Source organism: Streptomyces sp. NPDC059816 (genome assembly GCF_042732055.1).
Lineage (GTDB): Bacteria > Actinomycetota > Actinomycetes > Streptomycetales > Streptomycetaceae > Streptomyces.
Window position 1 is genome coordinate 12,519 of record NZ_JBHWIQ010000011.1, and the last position, 21,944, is coordinate 34,462.

The 21,944-nt window shown below is 72.5% G+C and carries 14 protein-coding genes; 9 read left to right on the forward strand and 5 right to left on the reverse strand.

The window, feature by feature from the left end; all coding sequences use genetic code 11:
• Positions 1-23 precede the first annotated feature (23 nt).
• Entirely contained in the window at positions 24-551 is a 528-nt protein-coding gene (locus ACFV88_RS16355; RefSeq protein ID WP_385491283.1) for a peptidoglycan-binding protein, read from the reverse strand.
• A gap of 506 nt (positions 552-1,057) precedes the next feature.
• On the opposite strand from ACFV88_RS16355, the gene ACFV88_RS16360 reads away from it, so the two are divergent.
• The 3 genes from ACFV88_RS16360 to ACFV88_RS16370 all read left to right on the forward strand — a co-directional run bounded on the left by ACFV88_RS16360 (position 1,058) and on the right by ACFV88_RS16370 (position 4,854).
• Positions 1,058-1,249, forward strand: a complete 192-nt coding sequence (locus ACFV88_RS16360) for a hypothetical protein (RefSeq protein ID WP_385491285.1) — start codon at positions 1,058-1,060, stop codon at positions 1,247-1,249.
• Positions 1,250-1,543: 294 nt separating this feature from the next.
• Positions 1,544-4,591: an AAA family ATPase gene (locus ACFV88_RS16365; RefSeq protein WP_385491288.1), complete on the forward strand. Its 3,048-nt coding sequence runs from the start codon at positions 1,544-1,546 to the stop codon at positions 4,589-4,591.
• Positions 4,592-4,662: 71 nt separating this feature from the next.
• The gene (locus tag ACFV88_RS16370) at positions 4,663-4,854 is read left to right on the forward strand and encodes a DUF6191 domain-containing protein (RefSeq protein WP_385491290.1); all 192 of its coding nucleotides are present in this window, start codon (positions 4,663-4,665) and stop codon (positions 4,852-4,854) included.
• Between the two features lie 10 nt (positions 4,855-4,864).
• Here the strand turns inward: ACFV88_RS16370 and ACFV88_RS16375 are convergent, their stop codons facing one another.
• From ACFV88_RS16375 to ACFV88_RS16385, 3 genes are all read right to left on the reverse strand, one after another.
• The gene (locus ACFV88_RS16375; RefSeq protein ID WP_385491782.1) at positions 4,865-6,040 is read right to left on the reverse strand and encodes a PQQ-dependent sugar dehydrogenase; all 1,176 of its coding nucleotides are present in this window, start codon (positions 6,038-6,040) and stop codon (positions 4,865-4,867) included.
• Between the two features lie 167 nt (positions 6,041-6,207).
• Positions 6,208-7,869, reverse strand: a complete 1,662-nt coding sequence (locus tag ACFV88_RS16380; RefSeq protein WP_385491293.1) for a TlrC/CarA/OleB/SrmB family ABC-F type ribosomal protection protein — start codon at positions 7,867-7,869, stop codon at positions 6,208-6,210.
• A gap of 323 nt (positions 7,870-8,192) precedes the next feature.
• Positions 8,193-9,209, reverse strand: a complete 1,017-nt coding sequence (locus ACFV88_RS16385) for an aldo/keto reductase (RefSeq protein ID WP_385491296.1) — start codon at positions 9,207-9,209, stop codon at positions 8,193-8,195.
• Positions 9,210-9,337: 128 nt separating this feature from the next.
• Here ACFV88_RS16385 and ACFV88_RS16390 point away from each other — a divergent pair, with 128 nt between their 5' ends.
• From ACFV88_RS16390 to serA, 6 genes are all read left to right on the forward strand, one after another.
• Positions 9,338-10,288 carry a 2-hydroxyacid dehydrogenase gene (locus ACFV88_RS16390; protein WP_385491298.1) on the forward strand — a complete coding sequence of 317 codons (951 nt, stop codon included), beginning with the start codon at positions 9,338-9,340 and terminating at the stop codon, positions 10,286-10,288.
• Positions 10,289-10,749: 461 nt separating this feature from the next.
• Entirely contained in the window at positions 10,750-14,301 is a 3,552-nt protein-coding gene (locus ACFV88_RS16395; protein WP_385491301.1) for an EAL domain-containing protein, read from the forward strand.
• A gap of 236 nt (positions 14,302-14,537) precedes the next feature.
• Positions 14,538-16,412 (forward strand): acetolactate synthase large subunit, encoded by a 1,875-nt coding sequence (locus tag ACFV88_RS16400; RefSeq protein WP_385491304.1) that lies wholly within the window; start codon positions 14,538-14,540, stop codon positions 16,410-16,412.
• A gap of 40 nt (positions 16,413-16,452) precedes the next feature.
• Positions 16,453-16,977, forward strand: a complete 525-nt coding sequence (ilvN, locus tag ACFV88_RS16405; RefSeq protein WP_385491307.1) for an acetolactate synthase small subunit — start codon at positions 16,453-16,455, stop codon at positions 16,975-16,977.
• Between the two features lie 247 nt (positions 16,978-17,224).
• Positions 17,225-18,223, forward strand: a complete 999-nt coding sequence (ilvC, locus tag ACFV88_RS16410; protein WP_385491310.1) for a ketol-acid reductoisomerase — start codon at positions 17,225-17,227, stop codon at positions 18,221-18,223.
• Between the two features lie 415 nt (positions 18,224-18,638).
• A complete protein-coding gene (gene serA, locus ACFV88_RS16415) occupies positions 18,639-20,243 on the forward strand; it encodes a phosphoglycerate dehydrogenase (protein WP_385491313.1) in 1,605 nt (534 codons plus the stop codon).
• 98 nt (positions 20,244-20,341) lie between these two features.
• On the opposite strand, the gene ACFV88_RS16420 is transcribed toward serA, so the two are convergent.
• Positions 20,342-21,919, reverse strand: coding sequence for an MFS transporter (locus ACFV88_RS16420; RefSeq protein WP_385491315.1), 1,578 nt, complete (start codon positions 21,917-21,919; stop codon positions 20,342-20,344).
• Positions 21,920-21,944 lie beyond the last annotated feature (25 nt).

Consider the following 21,944-nt stretch of genomic DNA (forward strand, 5'->3'; position numbering starts at 1 on the left):
GTCAAGCCGACCGGAGCACCGTCTCAGCGGCAGTTCGCGGCGCTGGTGTAGCTCGCTTTGACGAAGCCGGTGGTGTAGCTGGTGTGGAAGAGGTACTCGCCGCTGGTGACGTGCCGGCCGATGTAGATGTACCCGTACCGGATGCTGAAGCCGTTGTCCGTGGTCCAGATGTTCTTGCTGGCCTCGCCGAACGTCTTGTTGCCGACCACGCCGTCCGCCTCGGCGGCGCCCAGGTGGTCCCTCTGCCACCGCTTCGTGGCGGCCTGGGTCTTGGGGCCGAACTTGCAGTCTACGTCGGACTCCGCGAGGTACCCGTCCTGCCACAGCACCAACTGCCATAGGCCGGTGGCGCCACTGTGGGCATGCTTGGTGGTCGACAGGAGGCCCTCGTCGGACCAGTCGTCCTTGTGGTCGCCCCAACCGTCGACGGTGCCCTGGGCGGTGGACGCCTGGGCGGTCGTCGTGGGACCGGCGGCGATTCCGAACGCCAGCGCGGCAGCGGCGAGAGCCGTGACCCGGCGGCTGGTCTTCCTTCTGATGTTCTTGTTCATTGCGGTTAAAATCCCCCGAAATCAGGTGAGTTGTTGCCTGCATGCACTCCGGTGCGACGCGTCGTGGATCGTGCATCCTCGGAGCTCCCGCACATGAGTACGAGAAGAGATGATCTAAATGCCAACCGCCACGCCGATGTTGGTGAGGTCACTTGTTCATCTGGGGCGCCCTGGGTGACCGTGACGGCCTGGAAGCCCTCGCCGACCAGGAATTCCCCATGGTTGCGGCGGTTTTCGTTGGTTCTGGCACACCTCGTACCGTTACCTCTCCGTGGAGCCGGGAGAGGGCCCGGGGCCCGGCTCCACCACGTGATCCCGGCACGGCCGCAGCCCCCACCCCACCCGCCACCACGAACCCGCCTAAGGCCCCCGGAAGCCGATCGCTCCCCGTCTAAGGCACCCCCACCGAGGCAGATGCGGCATCCGCCCGATGCGCCGACACCCCCCGGGCCACGACAGTGGAGGCATCGCGGAAGCGACCACCACAACCAGCCGAGGGGCACCAGATGTTCGCGTACGAACTGCACCGACTCCACATCGAAGACCTCCACCGCGAGGCCGACCGCCAGCGCCTCGTCCGCGCGGCGCTGCGGTTGCGCCGCGAACGCCGCACCGCGGACGAGCAGCAACCCGCCGGCCGGCCGGGCCCCGTAGGGACCCGTGGACAACAGCCCGAGCGCTTCACCCGCGCCGCATGAACCCACCGGGCCCGACACCCGCCTGCACCAGGGGCGAACGGGCCGGCACCACCCTCCCCGTGGGGGGGGGCGGGCCCCCCCCCCCCCCCCGGGCCCCGGGGGGCCCCCCCCCCCCCCCGGCCCCCCCCCCCCCCCCCCCCGGGGGGCCCCCCCCCCCCCCCCCCCCCCCCCGGGGGGCCCCCCCCCCCCCCCCCCCCGACGGTCCCGTTCGGGCCCCACCGCGCCCCGGGCCACCGGCCGCCGCCGAGCCGGAGCGCCCGCATATCCGCTGGGGGAGCGTCACCGGCCTGTGCGATGCTCGGTGGCGTGGAGACCAGGTCAGTAAGCCCCGTGTTCATCGGTCGGACCGCGGAGCTCGGCGTGCTCCGCGAGGCGCTCACCCGCGCCACGGAGGGCGAACCCCAGGCGCTGCTCCTCGGTGGCGAGGCGGGCGTCGGCAAGACCCGCCTCATCGAGGAGTTCGCCCGCACCGCCCACGCCCGGGACGTCGTCGTGGCCGTCGGCGGCTGCGTCGAGATCGGCGCCGAAGGACTGCCGTTCGCCCCCTTCTCCACCGCCCTGCGCGCCCTGCGCCTCCTGCTGCCCGGGGAACTCGCCGCCGCGGCGGCCGGGCAGGAGGAGGAACTCGCCCGACTCCTGCCCGAACTGGGCGAAGCCCCCGGGGGACTCCACGACGAGGAGGCGATGGCGCGCCTCTTCGAGCTGACCGCGCGCCTGCTGGAGCGGGTCGCCGCCGAGCGGACCGTCCTGATCGCCCTGGAGGACCTGCACTGGTCCGACGCCTCCACCCGCCACCTCCTCGCCTACCTCTTCCGCACCCTGCGCCGCGGGCGGATCGTCCTCCTCGCCAGCTACCGCGCCGACGACATCCACCGGCGCCACCCACTGCGCCCCCTGCTCGCCGAACTCGACCGGCTGCGCACGATCCGCCGCATCGAGCTGAACCGCTTCAGCCGTGACGAGGTCGGTGCCCAGATGGCCGGCATCCTCGCCGCGGAACCCGACCCCACCCTCGTCGACGAGATCTTCGACCGCTCCGACGGCAACCCCTTCTTCGTCGAGGAGCTGGCCGTCGCCGCGGGCGAGGACTGCTGCCCACCGCTGTCCGACTCGCTGCGCGACCTCCTCCTCGTCCGGGTCGAACGGCTCCCCGACCACGCCCAACGGGTCGTCAGGACCGTCGCCGAGGGCGGCTCCAGCATCGGACACGCCCTGCTCGCCGCCGTCGCCCGACTGGGCGAGGACGACCTCATCGAGGCACTGCGGGCCGCGGTCGGCGCCAGCATCCTCCAGCCCACGCCCGACGGCGACGGCTACCGCTTCCGGCACTCCTTGGTCCGCGAGGCGGTCAGCGACGACCTGCTGCCCGGCGAGCGCTCCCGCCTCAACCGCCGCTACGCCGAGGCCCTGGAAGCCGAACCGACCCTGGTGCCCGCCGACGAGCGCGCCACCCGCCTCGCCAGCTACTGGTACCACGCGCACGACCCGGCCAAGGCCCTGCCCGCCGTGCTCGAAGCCTCCACCGAGGCCCGCCACCGCCACGCCTACGCCGAGCAGCTGAGGCTGCTGGAACGGGCGATGGAACTGTGGGACGAGACGCCCGAGGAGGTCCGTGCCCTGCTGTGCGCGGGCGACAACGTCGGGTCGGACCCGCGCTGTGACGTCACCCCCGGGGCTACCCGCCTCACCTACCAGGACGTACTGGCCGAGGCCACCGTCGCCGGACGGCTCTGCGGGGAGCGCGACCGTGCGCTGAAGATCACCAAGCGGGCCTTGCGGCTGCTCCAGGACGAACCCGACGCCCTGCGCGCCGCCTGGTTCTGGGTGCAGCGGTCCATGCTCGTCCAGACCCTCGCCCGGGGCGACGGCTGGCAGGAACTCGCCACCGCCCAGGACCTGGTGAGCGGTCTGCCGCCGTCCCTGGTGCACGCCGAGGTCCTCGCCCGCGTCGCCAACTGGTTGATGCTCCACCAGCCGGGCCCGGACAGCCTCACCGCCGCCGAACGTGCCGTCGAGTACGCCCGCATGGTCGGCGCCCGGGACATCGAACTCAACGCCCGCCTCACCCTGGGCGGCCTCATGGTCGACGCGGGGGACGTGGAGGCCGGGCTCGCCGAGATGTACGAGGTCAAGGAGAACGCGCAGGACCTGGGCCGGGGCGCGGTCGGCCGCGTCTACGTGAACCTGCCCTCCGCCCTGGAAGGCGTCGGCCGCTCCCGGGAGGCGGTCGCCCTCCTCGACGAGGGCGCCGAGCTGGCCCGGAACCTCGGCCTGCGCGACACCGAGGCGTGGATCTGGAGCAACCGCGCCGAGTCCCTGTACGCGCTCGGCCGCTGGGACGACTCCGCCTGCTCCATCGCCCGCACCCGGCACCCCGTCTACGGTTCCAAGCCCCGCGCCTCCGCGGCCGTCCACGCCGCGCACCTGGCGCTCGCCCGCGGGGACGACGCGGAGGCCACCCGCCAACTCGCGGAAGCCCGCCGCTGGTACGGCAACTACGGCCAGATGCCCCAACACTCCCTACCGATGGCCGCGGTCGCCCTGGAGGTCGCCGCGCACGAAGGCCGGGTCCTCGACGCCCGGGTGGAGTTCGACGCCGCGACCACCTACGGGTTCCCGCCCGGCACCCAGCGCTACGGCTGGCCCCTGTTGCGGGCCGCCGCCACCGTCGAGGCCGACGCCCGCGGGCTGCCACCGGCCGGCCCGGGCCGGGCCGCGGCCCTCGCGCGCATCCGGTCCGCCGCCCGCACGCTCACCATCGGTGCGCCCGTCTGGCAGGCCCACGACCACTGGGTCCGGGCCGAGCTCCGTCGCGCCGAGGGGACCGACACCCCGGCCGACTGGCAGGAGGTCGTCACCGCCTTCGGCCCGCTGGAGCGCCCCTACGACCTGGCGCAGGTCCGCTTCCGGCTCGCCGAGGCCCTGCTCGGCGCGGAGGACGACCGCACCCGGGCGACGGAACTCCTCCGACAGGCCGCCGCCCTCGCCCGCCACCTGGGGACCGTCCCGCTCGGCGAGGCGGTGGAGCGGCTGGCCCAGCGGGCCCGCCTCTCCCTCACCGGCCTGCCCGCCCCGGCCCCCGTCGACCCGTTGACCGCCTTCGGCCTGACCAGCCGGGAACGCGACGTCCTGCGGCTGGTCGCCGCTGGCCGCAGCAACCGCCAGATCGCCCAGGAGCTGTTCATCGCACCGAAGACCGCGAGCGTGCACGTCTCCAACATCCTGGGCAAGCTACAGGTCTCCGGCCGCGGCGAGGCGGCGGCCCTGGCCCACCGGCTGGGGGCCTTCCCGCCGGCGCCCCGTGCGGTCGGCGCGGGCAGCGAGCGGCCCGGCGCCCGGTGACGTTGCGCTCACCCCCGGACACGGGACGGGCTCGATTACGCTGACGGGGAGAACCGGCCCGAGGAGGCACCGTGTTCAACGTGATCGACGCAGTCTTCGCGCCCGGGCGCAGGCACACCGACGACGAGACCAAGCGCCTGGAACTCACCCGGGAGGACCAGAGCGACGGGGACCCGGGGCGGGGGCCGATAGACCTCGGCTCCGGCAAGGTCACCGTCCGGATGCCGGCACCGTCGCCGGCGCCCGCCGAACCGTCGGACTGACGGCCGCAGGTCAGCTCACCCGCAGCTCCAGGACCCGGTCGTCGGAGTCCCCGGGCGACCCGCGGCCGTCCGTCTCGCTGGTCATCAGCCACAGCCGGTCGTCGCCCGCGGCCACCACCGTGCGCAGCCGCCCGTACTCGCCGTGCAGGAACGCCTGCGGCTCGGGCGCGCCGTCCGCCGCGCCGTTCGCCGGGCCCACCGGGATGCGCCACAGCCGCTCCCCGCGCAGCCCCGCCATCCAGATCGACCCCTGCGCGTAGGCGATGCCGCTCGGCGAGGCTTCCGAGGTGGGCCACTGCGCCACCGGGTCGCGGAACCCGGCCCCGCCGCCCTTGCCCTCGACCTCGGGCCAGCCGTAGTTGCCGCCCGGGACGATCTCGTTGAGCTCGTCCCAGGTGTCCTGGCCGAACTCCGCGGCCCACAGCCGCTTCTCCTCGTCCCAGGCGAGCCCCTGGACGTTGCGGTGTCCGTACGAGTAGACGTACGAGTCCTTGCCCAGGGGGTTGCCCGGTGCCGGTTCGCCCTGCGGGGTCATGCGCAGGATCTTGCCGGCCAGCGACTCCTTGTCCTGGGACAGTCCCGTCTCGCCGATCTCCCCCGTGCCGGCGTACAGCATCTTGTCGGGGCCGAAGGCGATCCGGCCGCCGTTGTGGTTGGTGCCCTTCGGAATCCCGCGCAGCACCGTGTCGGGCGCGCCGAGCTGCTGCCCGGTGGGCTTGTCCTCCTCGTACCGCAGCCGCGCGATGCGGTTGTCCGAGGCGGTGGTGAAGTAGGCGTAGACCATCTGGTCGGAGGCGAAGGAGGGCGAGAGCGCGAGCCCCATCAGCCCGCCCTCGCCAGCCGCCGCCACCCCGGGTACGGCACCCAGCTCCACTCGCGCACCGGTCCGGCCGTCGATCCGGCTGATGGTGCCCTCGTCGCGCGAGGAGACCAGCACGTCGCCGTCGGGCAGCGGGGCGAGGCCCCAGGGGGACGGGAGGTCCTCGGTCACCGTGCGCACCACCGAGGCGGTGCCCTTCGCCGGGGGAGCGTCGGCGTCGGCCCCGGACGCGGAGGCCGAGGGCGCCGTCGAAGCGTCCGTCGTCCGGCTCCCGAGGCCGGGTGGGTCGGAGCCGTCCGAGGAACACCCGGTGAGCAGGAGCGCGGCGGCGGTGAGCACGGCCGTCACGGCTGGACGTCGCACGATCTCGGTCCCTTCGTCGTGGTCAATGGGCACGGCCGGGCGGTGTCGGCACCGTAGGCCGTCCACGGTCCGGCGGGCGCCCAGTCTCCAGTACACCGCCCGGCCCCGGAACGTTCCCGACTGCCGGGGTACCCCCGCGCCTGCACCGCCCCTCTCGCGGCCTCCTCGTGTCAGACGTTCACGACGGGTCGCCCACCGGCCAGTTCGAGGCGGCTCCCGGTGAACCGCTCCCGCATGAGCCGGTCGTGGGTGACCACCACGAGCGCGCCCCCGTACGAGGTGAGGGCCTGCTCCAGTTCCTCGACCAGGGCCGGGGAGAGGTGGTTCGTCGGCTCGTCCAGGAGCAGCAGATCGACCGGCCGCGTGACCAGCCGGGCCAGCTCGATCCTGCGCCGCTGGCCGTACGACAGCTCGCCGATCCGCAGCCGCAGGTCGGCGGGCCGGAACAGGCCGAGGGAGAGCAGCAGGTCGCGCTGCTCCTCCCGGTCGCCGGGCCGGTCGTGGGCGAAGGCGCCGAGTACGCTCAGGTCCGACGGCCACGGCACCTGCTGCTGGCGCAGCATCCCCACCTTCCCGGACACCCGCACCGTGCCGCGCTGCGGCCGGACCTCGCCCGCGAGGATCCCGAGCAGCGTGGACTTGCCCGCACCGTTCGGCCCGGTGACGAGCAGCCGCTCTCCCGGAGCGAGCGACAACTGCGGCAGGTCGAGCCGGTCGTCCAGACGGACGTCGACGAGCTCGGCGGCGGGCTCGACCCTGCCGTCGGTGGCCTCGCCGTTGGTCGTGCCGGTGGGCACCGATGCGGCGAACACCAGTGGATCGGGCGGTAGGTGGACCGGTGCGGCGGTCAGCCGGGCGACGCGCTCCTTCGCGTTCCGGATCCGGACCGTCGCCCCGTGGCTGCGGTCCCGGGAGCGGAACGCGCCGTGCCCGAACTTCGCCATCGGCACCTTGCGCGGGATCGCCCCGAGCCGCGCCGCGTTCGACTCGGCCAGATGACGGCTGCGCGTGAGCTCGTCGCGCCAGTGCTGGTACTCCTGGAGACGGCGGCTGCGCTCGGCGGCCTTCGCCGTGCGGTAGCCGGCGTAGCCGTCGCCGTACCGAGTGATCCTTCCGTCCGCGACCTCCAGGATCGTGTTGGTCAGGTTGGCCAGGAAGGCGCGGTCGTGGGTGACCGCGACCACCGTGCCACGGTGCTCGCGCAGGTGCGCTTCGAGCCAGCCGACGGCTTGGTCGTCCAGGTCGTTGGTCGGTTCGTCGAGCAGGAGCAGCTCCGGCTGGGCCGCGAGTGTCGCGGCGAGCGCGAGCCGGGACCGCTCACCGCCGGAGAGCGAGCCGAGCAGGCGATCGCGCGCCAGTGCGGGCAGGCCGAGCCCGTGCAGGGCGATGTCGACGCGTTCCTCGGCCCGGTAGCCGTCGCGCGCCTCGTACCGGGTGAGGTGCCGCTCGTAGGCCGTGAGAGCGGATGCGAGAGCGGGGCCGTCGTCGGCCGTCTCCAGCTGTTCTTCGTCGCAGCGCAGCTGGGCTTCCAGGGCGCGCAGTTCGGTCAGTGCCAGGTCGATCGCGTCCTGGACGGTGGCGTCGGCGGGCAGGTCGAGCGCCTGCGCGAGATAGCCGACGCCGCCGGGCGCACTGACGGTGGCCTCACCGCTGTCGGGCCGTTCATGGCCGGTCAGTAGCTTGAGCAGCGTGGACTTCCCCGAGCCGTTGTCCCCGATCACGCCGACCTTCTCGCCGGGCCGGACGGAGAGGTGGACGTGGTCGAGGACGAGCTTCTCGTCGTAGCGCTTGGTGAGGTCGTGCACGGTCAGTTGGGCAGTATGGGTACGCAAGACAGGCCCCCTCGGGTGGTGACGGACGGGCGGCGGTGCGCCCACGGCGGAGCGAGGCTCTACGCGGTGGCGCGTGCTGTCATCACAGAGTTCCCATGGGTGAGAAGGTACGGGACGATGACCCGCGTGTCAAGACGATACGTATCGTCTTGTTGAAGGGGATGGGTAGATGCAATCCCGCCCGACGGCTCCCTGGGAAGCCGTCCCGCTTCCCCGGTGACCCGTTACGCGGCGTGATCAGACGGCGGTCGGCTCGCGGACGGGTTCTCGTGCAGAAACCGCGGGCGATGGCCGCAGACGGCGACTGCCGGGGAAAGGAAGAGCTAGTCCCACGGTTCCCAGGACTCCCGGACCGGTGGCAGCCCCGCGATCTCCGCCCGGTCCGCGTCGGTCAGCCGCAGCCCCGCCGCCCCGGCGTTCTCCACCACCCAGCGGGCCCGCTTGGCGCCCGGGACCGCGACCACGTGCCGGCCCCGTTCCAGTACCCACGCCAGCGCGACCTGCGCCGGGGTCACCCCGGCCGCGGTGCCGCCGTGTCGCCGGGCCACCCGGCGCAAACCCGCCACGATCGACTGGTTCGCGGCCATCACCTCCGCGGTGAAACGGGGGTGCCGGGCCCGTACGTCGTCCGGTTCGAAGCCCTGACCGGGGGTCAGCGTGCCGGTGAGGTAGCCGCTCCCCAACGGCATCGCGGCCAGGAAACCGACCCCCCGCGCCTCGCACCAGGGCAGCAGCACCTCGACGGCCTCCGGCGACCACACCGACAGCTCCGCCTCGACCGCGGCGACCGGGAACACCTGTTGCAGCCGCTCCAACTGGCGCACCGTCACCGCGTGCGGCCGCTCCGTGGACCGGCGGGAGGCGCGCACGCCCAGCGCGCACACACCGAGGGCGCGCACCTTGCCCGCGCCCACCAACTCGGACATCGCCCCCCAGGTCTCCTCGACGGGCACCTCCGGATCGGGGCGGTGCAACTGGTACAGATCGATCACATCGGTCTGGAGTCGGCGTAGCGAAGCGTCACAGGCCCGCTTCACATAGCTGGGGCGACCGTTGGCCACGATGTGCTGGTCGCCCACCAACAGGCCGCACTTGGTGGTGACGAACGCCTCGGCCCGGCGCTGTCTGAGGACCCGTCCGATCAGCAGCTCATTGGTGAAGGGCCCGTACATGTCGGCGGTGTCGAGCAGCGAACAGCCCAGGTCCAGAGCCGTGTGCAGGGTGCGCACGGACTCCTCGCCGCGCCGCCGGGAGGCGGAGTACGCCCAGCTCATCGGCATGCAGCCGAGCCCCACCGCACCCACCCGCAGTCCCGTCGCGCCGATCGTCCTGCGCTCCACCTCGCCGTACCCTCCCACTGCTGTTCGAGCGGCCCCCAAACTAACCGCTGCGCACCGGACCTCCTCGCCGCAGGGGCCGTCCACCGGCCGTCGCGGACCGGCTCGGGACAGCCCTTAGCCTCGAGACCATGACAGGTGACGTGTGGCTGCCCATGCCCCCGGACGAGATCGAGGGCCTTCCCGACGCCCTCTCCTACCACTTCTACGACGGCGGCGAGGACGGCGAGCAGGCGTACCCCGCCGACCCCGCGGACTGCGCGTTCTTCACGGTGCCCTATCTGAAGCGGTCGTCCGTGAAGGTGGGCGCACTGCCCCTGATGCACCGTCTGGAGGTCGTCCAGACGCTCACCGCCGGAGTCGACGACGTGCTGCCGGCGCTGCCCTCCGTGCGCTCCGGCGTGCACCTGTGCAATGCGCGCGGGGTGCACGACGCCAGCACCGCGGAGTTGACCCTCGCACTGATCCTCGCATCCCTGCGCGGCGTCCCGGACTTCGTGCGCGACCAGGACCGCGGCCGGTGGCGCTCCGGCTTCCGTCCCGCGCTCGCCGACCGGTCGGTGCTCATCGTCGGGTACGGGTCGATCGGCGCGGCGATCGAGGAGCGGCTGCTGCCCTTCGAGGTCGCGGACGTCACCCGGGTCGCCCGCTCCGCACGGATCGCCGCCCGCGGTCCGGTGCACGCCCTGGACGCACTGCCGGCCCTGCTCCCGGACTCCGACGTCGTGGTCCTCGCCACCCCGCTCACCGACGAGACCCGGCACCTGGCCGACGCCGCGTTCCTGGCCCGGATGAAGGACGGTGCGCTCCTGGTGAACATCGCCCGGGGCGCCGTCGTGGACACCGGGGCGCTGCTCGCGGAGCTGACCCGGGGCCGCCTCACCGCCGCGCTCGACGTCACCGACCCCGAGCCGCTGCCCGGGGACCACCCCCTCTGGCACGCACCGGGGGTGTTGATCAGCCCCCATGCGGGCGGGCCCTCCAGCGCGTACCTGCCGCGGGCCAAGCGGTTGCTGGTCGCGCAGTTGACCCGGTACGCGGCGGGGGAGCCGCTGCTGAACCCGGTCCTCGTCACCGGGTGAGCCGCACGGCGCGGTCACCGGACGAGGGCCGCACGGCGTGCGCGCAGTGACCGCAGCGCACCGAGGTGCGTCGAGCGCCCCCTGGTGTGCCGCGCACCGCCGTGCCACGCCGTGCACGACCCGCGGCACGTCCCCCAGCGCGCCACCCGGCGGTCGGGGACCTCCCGCCTTCCCCCAAATGCTCCGTGTGTCGGAAACGCCGCCGACCGTCACGGAGAGTAGAGCAACTATGTCCCTGAGTGACGAGTCTGGTGTATCGTCGGCATCAAGGGGCTGCGCCGCACGCTGTTCGGCGCGGGGGACGAGACAGTGAGAACGCAAGGGGGGCGATCGTTGATGCACGGCCTATGGAACGACCATCCGACACGCAGAGGAATCCGACGGCGATCCGCACGCGCACTCGTACGCCGCGGACCGGGCGGTGAGAGCAGCCGCCGCGAAGACACCCGCCCGCGCCACCGATGTCAGCGAGGGCAGCGCAACCGTGCCCGCTCCCAGCCGGGGAGCGAGCGGTGAGCGCCCGGGGCGCCGCCCTTTCCGTCCGGCCCCGTACGGCCGGCGGGACCGGCCTGGTGACCCAGATCCTCCTCGCCTTCGTCTGCGGGGGCTACGCGACCGGGGCGGCCCTGGACTGGGGCTCGCCCGAAGTGGCCCTCGTCATGGGTGACTTCGGGCTGAGCGCCGCCGCGGCGACCGCCGCCGTGTCCTGCCTGCTCTACGCCCGCACCCGGCACAGCCGCTCACGGGTGGCCTGGTACCTCTTCGCCCTCTCCTCGGCGATGGCGGCCCTGGGCAACGGCGTCTGGGGCTGGTACGAGGTCGTCCTGCGCGAGCCGGTGCCCAGCCCCAGCTTCGCCGACCTGTTCTTCCTGTGCTTCGCCCCACCCGCCATCGTGGGGCTGCTGCTCCTCGCCAAACGGCCCGTGACCAGGGCCGGCTGGATCTGCCTCGCTCTCGACACCTGGCTCATCGGCGGGTCCCTGCTCACCCTCTCCTGGAGCCTCGCGCTCGCCCACACGGCACGCTTCGAGGGTCAGAGCGTCGCCCACGCGGCGCTGTCCCTGGCGTACCCGCTGCTGGACATCGCCCTGGTCAGCATCGTCTTGGCGCTGCACTACCGCCGCACGGCCGTCAACCGCTCCGCGGTGAACACCGCGATCGGCGCCCTCGCCGTCACCGTGATGTGCGACGCCCTCTTCAGCTCGCCGATCCTGCACGCCAGCTACCGCTCCGGGCAACTCCTGGACGCGGGCTGGTTCGCGGGCTCCCTCCTGCTCGCCTACGCGCCCTGGGCCTCCCTCCAGGACGCGACCGGGCGGCCCCTCGACCAGGAACCCGTGCCCGACGAACACCCCCTGGTCCTGCCGTCCTTCCCCGTGTCGGTGCTCCCGGTATCGGGCCCACCACCCCGCGGGGACACCGTGGTGCGGTCCTTCCCGGCGCTCCGCCTGCCGCACCAGCGCGCCGCCACCGACAGCGGCGGCGACGACAGCCCGGCGCCGCGCCCACCGGGCGCGGTCCCGTCCGGCGGTGTCCCGTCCGGCACCAAACGCCCGCACGAAGGCGCCCCGTACCGCGGCCGGCCACACAGCGCCCACGGTCACGAGGGCCACACCCACCAGCGGCGCCACGAGGACCACGGGCACCAGGGCCACGGCCACGCCCCGGCGAACCGCAGCGCACGGTGGGGGCCGCCGCTCCGGTCGGTTCCGGCGCCCGACCGGGGGTGGCCGGAGGCCGGAACCGACCCCGGTGCCTACGGGCCCGTCCAGCACCCGGTGGAGCAGTTCCGGTCACAGTGCCTGCACGACGGCGCACCCCGGACCGCCCCGCGGCCCATCGCCGGCTCGCTCGCCGCGCTCGCGCCCTACCTGGCGGCCACGGTCTGCACCCTGGGCATCCTCTACAACGTGCTCAACGACCGCAGCATCGACCGCGTGGTCCTGGTCACCGCCTGCACGGTCGTCCTCGCCCTGGTCGTCCGGCAGGGCATCATGCTGATGGACAACACCACCCTCACCCAGGAACTCGCCCAGAAGGAGAACCACTTCCGCTCCCTGGTGCAGGGCTCCAGCGACGTCATCATGATCGCCGCGCCCAGCGGGGTGCTGCGCTACGTCAGCCCCGCCGCCGCCGGGGTCTACGGCCGTGACGCGGAGGACCTGATGGGCAGCGAACTCGCCGCGCTGATCCACCCGGACGACCTCGGGGCGGTCGTCCACGAGGTGCGCAGGTTCCTCGCCGCCAGCGCGGACGACGAGCCCACGACCCGTATCGAGTGCCGCTTCCGCTCCGGCGGCGGCCAGTGGCTGCACGTGGAGTCCACCGTCAACCGCCACCACGGCGGGCTGCTCTTCAACAGCCGTGACGTCACCGAACGCGTCCGGCTCCAGGCCCAGTTGCAGCACAGCGCCGAGCACGACCCGCTCACCGGCCTGCCCAATCGGGCCCTGTTCACCCGCCGGGTCGCCCGCGGCCTCGGCGGACGCCGCTCCGCCGACCGCGATCCGGGCACCGCCGTGCTCTTCATCGACCTCGACGGCTTCAAGGCGGTCAACGACACCATCGGGCACCAGGCGGGCGACGAACTCCTCGTCCAGGCCGCCCGCAGACTCCAGGAGGCGGTACGTCAGAGCGACACCGCCGCCCGCCTCGGGGGCGACGAGTTCGCCGCCCTCGTCCTCGGCGACGGCACCACCGACCGGGCCGCCCGCGAACGCCACATCCTCGACCTCGCCGACCGACTGCGGGCCCGACTGTCCGAGCCCTACCCGATCGACGGCAACGACGTCCGGGTCGCCGCGTCCATCGGCGTGGCCTTCGCGGAACCGGGCGTCGGCGAGAGCGAACTGCTGCGCAACGCCGACCTCGCGATGTACCGGGCCAAGGCCGCCGGCAAGGGCCGTGTCGAGCTCTACGCCCCACAGATGCAGGCCGACGTGGTGCGCCGCGCCGAGCTCGCCGGACGGCTCAGGGCGGCGCTGGACGACGGCGAGTTCGCCCTGCTGCACCAGCCCGTGGTGCACCTGACCACCGGGGTGATCGGCGCCGTCGGCGCGCAGGCACGCTGGAGATCCGCACAGGACGGCCTGTTCACCCCCGCCGAGTTCCCGTGGGCGCCCGACGACACCGACCGCGCGGCGGAGCTCGGGCGCTGGACGCTGGAGGAAGCCCTCGTCCGGGCCGCCGACCGGGCCGGTGCGGGCCACCCGACGACCGTCGTCGTCCGGGTCGGCGCCCGCCACCTGGTCGAGCGGTCCCGACCGATGTCCTCCGTCGAGGTCCTGCTGGCCCGGCACGGGCTCGCCGCCGGAAGCCTGGTGGTCGAGCTGGCCGACTGCGACCCGACGGTGTCCTTCGACGAACTGGAACGCCGCCTCACGGCCCTGCGCAGGCTCGGCGTGCGGATCGGCCTCGACGGTTTCGGTAACGGGCACGGAGCCCTCACGGCCCTGCGACGGCTCCCGCTGGACATTCTCCGACTGGACCGGAGCCTGGTGGAGGGCGTCGTCGAGTCCGGACGGCTCCACAAGATCACAAGCGGTCTGCTGCGGATCGCCACCGACCTCGGCCTGGAGTCCGTCGCGGACGGGGTGGACCTACCGGAACAGGTGACCGCGCTGCGGGCGATGGGCTGCACCTACGGTCAGGGCGCGGCCTTCTCGCCCGCCCTGGACGAGTACCGGCTGCGGCGCGCCCTGAGCACCGGCCGCTACCCGGTGCCCCAGGAGACGTCCGCCGGTGCCCTCCACGAGGGCGCCCGGGACGCCGGGGGAGAGGGCTGGGACGGTCGCAGCGCCGTCACGGCGTCCGTCCTCGCGGGCGGCGGGTCGCCTGCTCGGCCCGCCCGCGAGCCGAGCGGCACCGGCCCCGCCACCGCCCGTGAATCCCGGCCGCCGGGAGGCGGATACAGCCAGCTCAGCCCGGGTGCGTACCCGGCGCCGCCGCCGCCCGTGCACCGCCGTGGACTCTCCACCCGCTCACATAATGAGACCCACGTCCCACCCACTTGACAGGGGTTGAGTGCGGGGGAGAGGGTCGTAGCCATGCGCACCCGAATTCTCGTACTTGGACAGCGCGTCGGCTGAAGCAGGGTCCTTCACGGCACCCAGCGAACGCACCGGCGCGCTCCCCTCGCTTGCCTCACGGCACGAGGGGTTTTTTGTTGCACCGGCACCGCGCCGGTCGCCAGACCAGACCGCAGCACTCCGTACAACTCTCGCAAATCCCCCTCAGCATCGAGAAGAGAATGCCGATGACCGAGCAGGCCACCGGGGCCCATCCGCAGCCGCGGCCCCGTTCCGGAGGACAGTCCGTCACCGTCGAGCACGTCACGGGCGCGCAGTCCCTCATCCGCTCCCTCGAGGAGGTCGGGGCCGAGACGGTGTTCGGCATTCCGGGCGGCGCGATCCTGCCGGCCTACGACCCGATGATGGACTCCACCCGGGTGCGGCACGTCCTGGTCCGGCACGAGCAGGGAGCCGGTCACGCGGCCACCGGGTACGCCCAGGCCACCGGCAAGGTCGGGGTCTGCATGGCCACCTCGGGGCCGGGCGCCACCAACCTGGTCACCCCCATCGCCGACGCGCACATGGACTCCGTCCCGCTCGTCGCGATCACCGGCCAGGTCGCCTCCGCCGCCATCGGCACCGACGCCTTCCAGGAGGCGGACATCGTCGGCATCACCATGCCGATCACCAAGCACAACTTCCTGGTGACCAAGGCCGAGGACATCCCGCGGACGATCGCCGAGGCGTTCCACATCGCCGCCACCGGCCGCCCGGGCCCGGTCCTGGTCGACATCGCCAAGGACGCCCTCCAGGCCCGCACCACCTTCAGCTGGCCCCCCGCCCAGGACCTGCCCGGCTACCGTCCGGTCACCAAGCCGCACGCCAAGCAGATCCGCGAGGCCGCCAAGCTGATCACCCAGGCCAAGCGGCCCGTGCTGTACGTCGGCGGCGGGGTCATCAAGGCCGGTGCCACCACCGAGCTGAAGGTCCTCGCGGAACTGACCGGCGCGCCGGTCACCACCACGCTGATGGCGCTCGGTTCCTTCCCCGACAGCCACCCGCAGCACCTCGGCATGCCCGGCATGCACGGCTCGGTCGCCGCCGTCACCGCGCTCCAGAAGGCCGATCTGATCGTCGCCCTCGGCGCCCGCTTCGACGACCGCGTCACCGGCAAGCTGGACAGCTTCGCCCCCTACGCCAAGATCGTCCACGCGGACATCGACCCCGCCGAGATCGGCAAGAACCGCGCCGCGGACGTGCCCATCGTCGGTGACGCCCGCGAGGTCCTCGCCGATCTGGTCCAGGCCGTCCAGAAGGAGCACAGCGACGGCCACACCGGGGACTACGCCGACTGGTGGACCGACCTCAACCGCTGGCGCGACACCTACCCGCTCGGTTACGACCAGCCCGCCGACGGCTCGCTCTCACCGCAGCAGGTGATCGAGCGGATCGGTCAACTGGCCCCCGAGGGAACGATCTTCACCGCGGGCGTCGGCCAGCACCAGATGTGGGCCGCCCACTTCATCCGCTACGAGCAGCCCGCCACCTGGCTCAACTCCGGCGGCGCCGGGACCATGGGCTACGCGGTGCCCGCGGCGATGGGCGCCAAGGCGGGTCAGCCGGAGCGCACGGTCTGGGCGGTCGACGGCGACGGCTGCTTCCAGATGACCAACCAGGAACTGACCACCTGCGCCTTGAACAACATCCCCATCAAGGTCGCCATCATCAACAACGGCGCCCTCGGGATGGTCCGCCAGTGGCAGACCCTGTTCTACAACCAGCGCTACTCCAACACCGTCCTGCACAGCGGCCCCGGTGACGCGACCGGTGACGGCCAGCCCGTCCCCGGCAAGCCCGCCGGCGGCACCCGCGTCCCGGACTTCGTGAAGCTGGCGGAGGCCATGGGCTGCGTGGCCCTGCGCTGCGAGTCGCCCGACGATCTCGACAAGGTCATCGCCGAGGCCAACGCCATCAACGACCGTCCCGTGGTCGTCGACTTCATCGTCCACGAGGACGCCATGGTGTGGCCGATGGTCGCCGCCGGGACCTCCAACGACACCATCTTGGCCGCTCGTGACGTCCGCCCCGACTTCGGCGACAACGAGGACGACTGAGGCCCGGAAGACGATCGAGGCAGGGAAGAAAATGACCGTCATGTCCAAGCACACGCTCTCGGTCCTGGTCGAGAACACCCCCGGCATCCTGGCCAGGATCGCCGCATTGTTCTCCCGCCGCGGCTTCAACATCGACTCGCTCGCCGTCGGCGTCACCGAGCACCCCGACATCTCCCGCATCACCATCGTGGTGAACGTCGAGGACCTCCCCCTCGAACAGGTCACCAAGCAGCTCAACAAGCTCGTCAACGTCCTGAAGATCGTGGAGCTGGAGCCCGGTTCGGCGATCCAGCGTGAACTCGTCCTGGTGAAGGTCCGCGCCGACAACGAGACCCGCTCCCAGATCGTCGAGATCGTCCAGCTGTTCCGCGCCAAGACCGTCGACGTCTCGCCCGAGGCCGTCACCATCGAGGCCACCGGCTCCAGCGACAAGCTGTCGGCGATGCTCAAGATGCTGGAGCCGTTCGGCATCAAGGAGCTCGTCCAGTCGGGCACCATTGCCATCGGCCGGGGCGCCCGTTCCATCACGGACCGCTCTCTGCGGGCCCTGGACCGCTCCGCCTGACCCGGTGGCGGCGGGACCCCACCCCGGTCCCACCGCCCCACCCAAGCCCTCGTGTGCGCGGGACCCTCCGCGCGCGTGGGGCGGTACGACCAGCGCACCGGCGCCCTCCCGCACGACGTGGGGGCCCCGCGCGCGTACCACCCCACGCGCGCGCCCGCATCGCGAGACCCCGCACCGCCCCCGTCCCCGCCCGCCGTACGGTGGGACGCACAACCAGCGACACCGGTAGAAACCAAGGAGAAACCCAGTGGCCGAGCTGTTCTACGACGCCGACGCCGACCTGTCCATCATCCAGGGGCGCAAGGTCGCCGTCATCGGATACGGCAGCCAGGGCCACGCCCACGCGCTGTCGCTGCGTGACTCCGGCGTCGACGTCCGGGTCGGTCTGCACGAGGGCTCGAAGTCCAAGGCCAAGGCCGAGGAGCAGGGTCTGCGTGTGGTCACCCCCGCCGTGGCGTCCGCCGAGGCCGACGTGATCATGATCCTCGTGCCGGACCCGCTCCAGGGCAAGGTCTACGAGGAGTCCATCAAGGACAACCTGAAGGACGGCGACGCCCTGTTCTTCGGACACGGCTTCAACATCCGCTTCGGCTTCATCAAGCCCCCGGCCGGCGTCGACGTGTGCATGGTCGCCCCCAAGGGCCCGGGTCACCTCGTGCGCCGCCAGTACGAGGAGGGGCGCGGCGTGCCCTGCATCGCCGCCGTGGAGCAGGACGCCTCCGGCAACGCCTTCGCGCTCGCCCTCTCCTACGCCAAGGCGATCGGCGGCACCCGCGCCGGCGTCATCAAGACCACCTTCACCGAGGAGACCGAGACCGACCTGTTCGGTGAGCAGGCCGTCCTCTGTGGTGGTGCCTCCGCGCTGGTCAAGGCCGGGTTCGAGACCCTGGTCGAGGCCGGCTACCAGCCGGAGATCGCCTACTTCGAGTGCCTGCACGAGCTGAAGCTCATCGTCGACCTCATGTACGAGGGCGGCCTGGAGAAGATGCGCTGGTCGATCTCCGAGACCGCCGAGTGGGGCGACTACGTCACCGGCCCGCGGATCATCACGGACGCCACCAAGGTCGAGATGAAGAAGGTCCTCGGCGAGATCCAGGACGGCACCTTCGCCAACAACTGGATGAAGGAGTACGAGGCCGGGCTGCCGAAGTACAACGAGTACAAGAAGGCGGACGAGGGGCACCTGCTGGAGACCACCGGCAAGGACCTGCGCAAGCTCATGAGCTGGGTGGACGAGGAGGCGTAAGCCTCCGGGGCGCGCGCCTGTCCGTGCGCCCCACCGCCGGGGCACCGGATTCCCGTGCGCTGCCGTGCGCCTGTGCGCCGCACCGCGCCCGCGCGGGACGCCCCGGCACGGAACCGTCGGGGGCGCGCCACGTCCCATCAGGCCGGGAGGGGTCGGATCACACGATCCGGCCCCTCCGGTCTTGGGCGCCCGCCTCCATCGGTCCGCGCGGACGGGGTGCGTTGTTTGTCCAGTCCGGCCAGCCACGGATGGGTGATCCTTCCGGTGCGGCGGAATTCGTCCCCCGTCACGCCACTACACTGCACAGCACATACGCGTCAGGCCCACAGCGTCGTGCGTCTTCCACGCGGCAAGCCAACCTCCACCGCCTGCGGCCGTCGGGACGGCCGTCCGCAATGGACTTGTGAGGACTCACGTGAGCACTGCTGCCAACGGCAAACCGGTCGTACTCATCGCTGAAGAGCTGTCGCCCGCGACTGTCGACGCACTCGGGCCCGACTTCGAGATCCGCCACTGCAACGGGGCGGACCGCGCCGCGCTGCTGCCCGCCATCGCGGACGTCGACGCCATCCTGGTCCGCTCGGCCACCAAGGTCGACGCCGAGGCCATCGCCGCCGCCCCGAAGCTGAAGGTCGTCGCCCGCGCGGGCGTCGGTCTGGACAACGTGGACGTGTCCGCCGCCACCAAGGCCGGCGTGATGGTCGTCAACGCCCCGACCTCCAACATCGTCACCGCCGCCGAACTGGCCTGCGGTCTGCTGGTGGCCACCGCGCGCAACATCCCGCAGGCCAACTCCGCCCTGAAGAACGGCGAGTGGAAGCGGTCGAAGTACACCGGCGTGGAACTCGCCGAGAAGACCCTGGGCGTGGTGGGCCTCGGCCGCATCGGTGCGCTCGTCGCCCAGCGGATGTCCGCCTTCGGCATGAAGATCGTCGCCTACGACCCCTACGTGCAGCCCGCGCGCGCCGCGCAGATGGGTGTGAAGGTCCTGTCGCTGGACGAGCTCCTTGAGGTCTCGGACTTCATCACCGTCCACCTGCCGAAGACCCCCGAGACCCTGGGCCTCATCGGCGACGAGGCGCTCCACAAGGTCAAGCCGACCGTGCGGATCGTGAACGCCGCGCGCGGAGGGATCGTCGACGAGGAGGCGCTGTACTCGGCGCTGAAGGAGGGGCGCGTCGCGGGCGCCGGGCTCGACGTGTACGCGAAGGAGCCCTGCACCGACTCGCCGCTGTTCCAGTTCGACCAGGTCGTCTGCACCCCGCACCTCGGCGCCTCGACCGACGAGGCCCAGGAGAAGGCGGGCATCGCCGTCGCGCGCTCCGTGCGGCTGGCGCTCGCGGGCGAACTGGTGCCGGACGCGGTGAACGTCCAGGGCGGCGTCATCGCCCAGGACGTCAAGCCGGGGCTGCCGCTCGCCGAGCGGCTGGGCCGGATCTTCACCGCGCTCGCCGGTGAGGTCGCGGTCCGGCTCGACGTCGAGGTGTACGGCGAGATCACGCAGCACGATGTGAAGGTGCTCGAACTGAGCGCGCTGAAGGGCGTCTTCGAGGACGTCGTGGACGAGACGGTGTCCTACGTCAACGCCCCGCTGTTCGCCCAGGAACGTGGGGTGGAGGTCCGGCTGACGACCTCCAGCGAGTCGCCCGACCACCGCAACGTGGTCACCGTGCGCGGCACCCTCGGCGACGGCCAGGAGGTGTCCGTCTCCGGCACCCTGGCCGGTCCCAAGCACCACCAGAAGATCGTGGCGATCGGTGAGCACGACATCGACCTCGCCCTCGCCGACCACATGGTCGTCCTGAAGTACGCGGACCGTCCCGGGGTCGTCGGCACGGTCGGCCGGGTCCTCGGCGAGGCGGGCGTCAACATCGCGGGCATGCAGGTCTCCCGCTCGGTGGCCGGTGGCGAGGCCCTCGCGGTCCTCACCGTCGACGACACCGTGCCGGCGACGGTGCTGGCGGAGCTGGGCGACGAGATCGGTGCGGTGTCCGCCCGTTCGGTGGACCTGACCCACTGAGTCACGCCCCGTAGGCCCGCCGCAAGGCGGTGAACCACGCACGGACGGGCCGGTCGATCCCCCCGGATCGACCGGCCCGTCCGTGTGCGCGGGGCGTCCTAGACGTGGTCGAGGGTGTTCGGCGCGGGTCGCTCCGCGGGGGCCCCGGCCGTCGGCCGGCGCACCAGCACCAGGGCGAGGACGGCCGCGAGCAGCAGGACCGCCGTGCCGCCGAGGGCCGCCGCGCCCATGCCGTCCGTGAACGCCCCGCGGGCCAGGGCCGTCAGTGCCGCCCCGGTGCCCGCCGGCAGTTCGGTGGCGACCGCGAGGGCCCCGCCCAGCGTTTCCGTGGCGGCTTCCGGTAGCCCCGGCGGTGCGTCGTCCTCCATCCGGTGGCGGAAGACGGCGGTGCCGATGGAACCGAGGACGGCCATGCCCAGTGCACCGCCGAACTCCTGTCCCGTCTCCAGCAGCGAGGACGCCGATCCGGCCCGTTCCGGTGGGGCCGCCGCCAGCGCCACGTCCGTCATCTGCGCCATCACGGTGACGACTCCGCAGGCCAGTACGCCCGACCCGGCCAGCACCAGCCACAGGGATTCGGTCCCGGCCGCGGTCAACAGGGCGAAACCCCCCGCCGCGGTGACGAAGCCGCCGGTGACGACGTACCCGCGGTGGGCGCCCCGTTGGACGAGTCCCGTGGTCACCGGGGCCGCGAGACCGATCAGCACCGACGGCAACAGCGACCACAGGGCGGCCTCCATCGCGCTCTTGCCGAGCACGGACTGGAGGTACTGGGTGGTGAAGTAGGCGGAGCCCATCATCGCGAACATGGCGAGCGAGTTGAGGCAGACCGCCGGGCCGAAGCCGCTCCCGCTCAGCAGCGCGGGCGGGATCAGGGGGGACGCCGAGGTGCGCTGGCGCAGGACGAACAGGGCCGTGAAGACCAGACCGGCCAGCAAGGACAGCACGGAGGGGGTCGCGAAGCCCTCCGAGGGGATCTCCTTGAGCCCGTAGACCAGCGGGAGCACGGCGGCCATCGACAACGGCACGCTCAGCAGGTCGAAGCGGCCGGGCGCCGGATCCTTCGACTCCGGGATCAGCAGGGGCGCGAGCACCAGCAGCAGTGCCATGGCGGGCAGGTTGACCAGGAAGACCGAGCCCCACCAGAAGTACTCCACGAGCACCCCGCTCATGACCGAGCCCAGCGCCACGCCGCCCGTCATCACGGCCGACCAGACCCCGATGGCCTTGGCGCGCTGCGCCGGGTCCTGGAACAGGCTCCGCACCAGCGCCATGGTCGACGGCATCAGGGTCGCCCCGCCGATGCCGAGCAGCGCGCGGGCGGCGATCAGCATCTCGGCGCTGCTGGCGTAGGCGGCGCCCAGGGAAGCGGCGCCGAACGCGACCGCGCCGATCAGCAGCAGCTTCCGGCGGCCGATGCGGTCGCCCACCGAGCCCATCGTCATCAGCAGGCCGGCGAGGACGAAGGCGTAGATGTCGAAGATCCACAGCTGTTGGGTGCCGCTCGGGGCGAGGTCCGCGCTGATCGCCGGGACGGCGAAGTACAGCACGGACACGTCCATCGAGACGAGGAGCAGGGGAAGCATCAGGACCACCAGCGCGGTCCACTCGCGGCGCCCGGCGCGGGGCGGGGGAGGGGCGGCGTGCCGTGGGGCACCCACCGAAGGATTGGTCATGGCGGAACCATACGAACGTATAAGA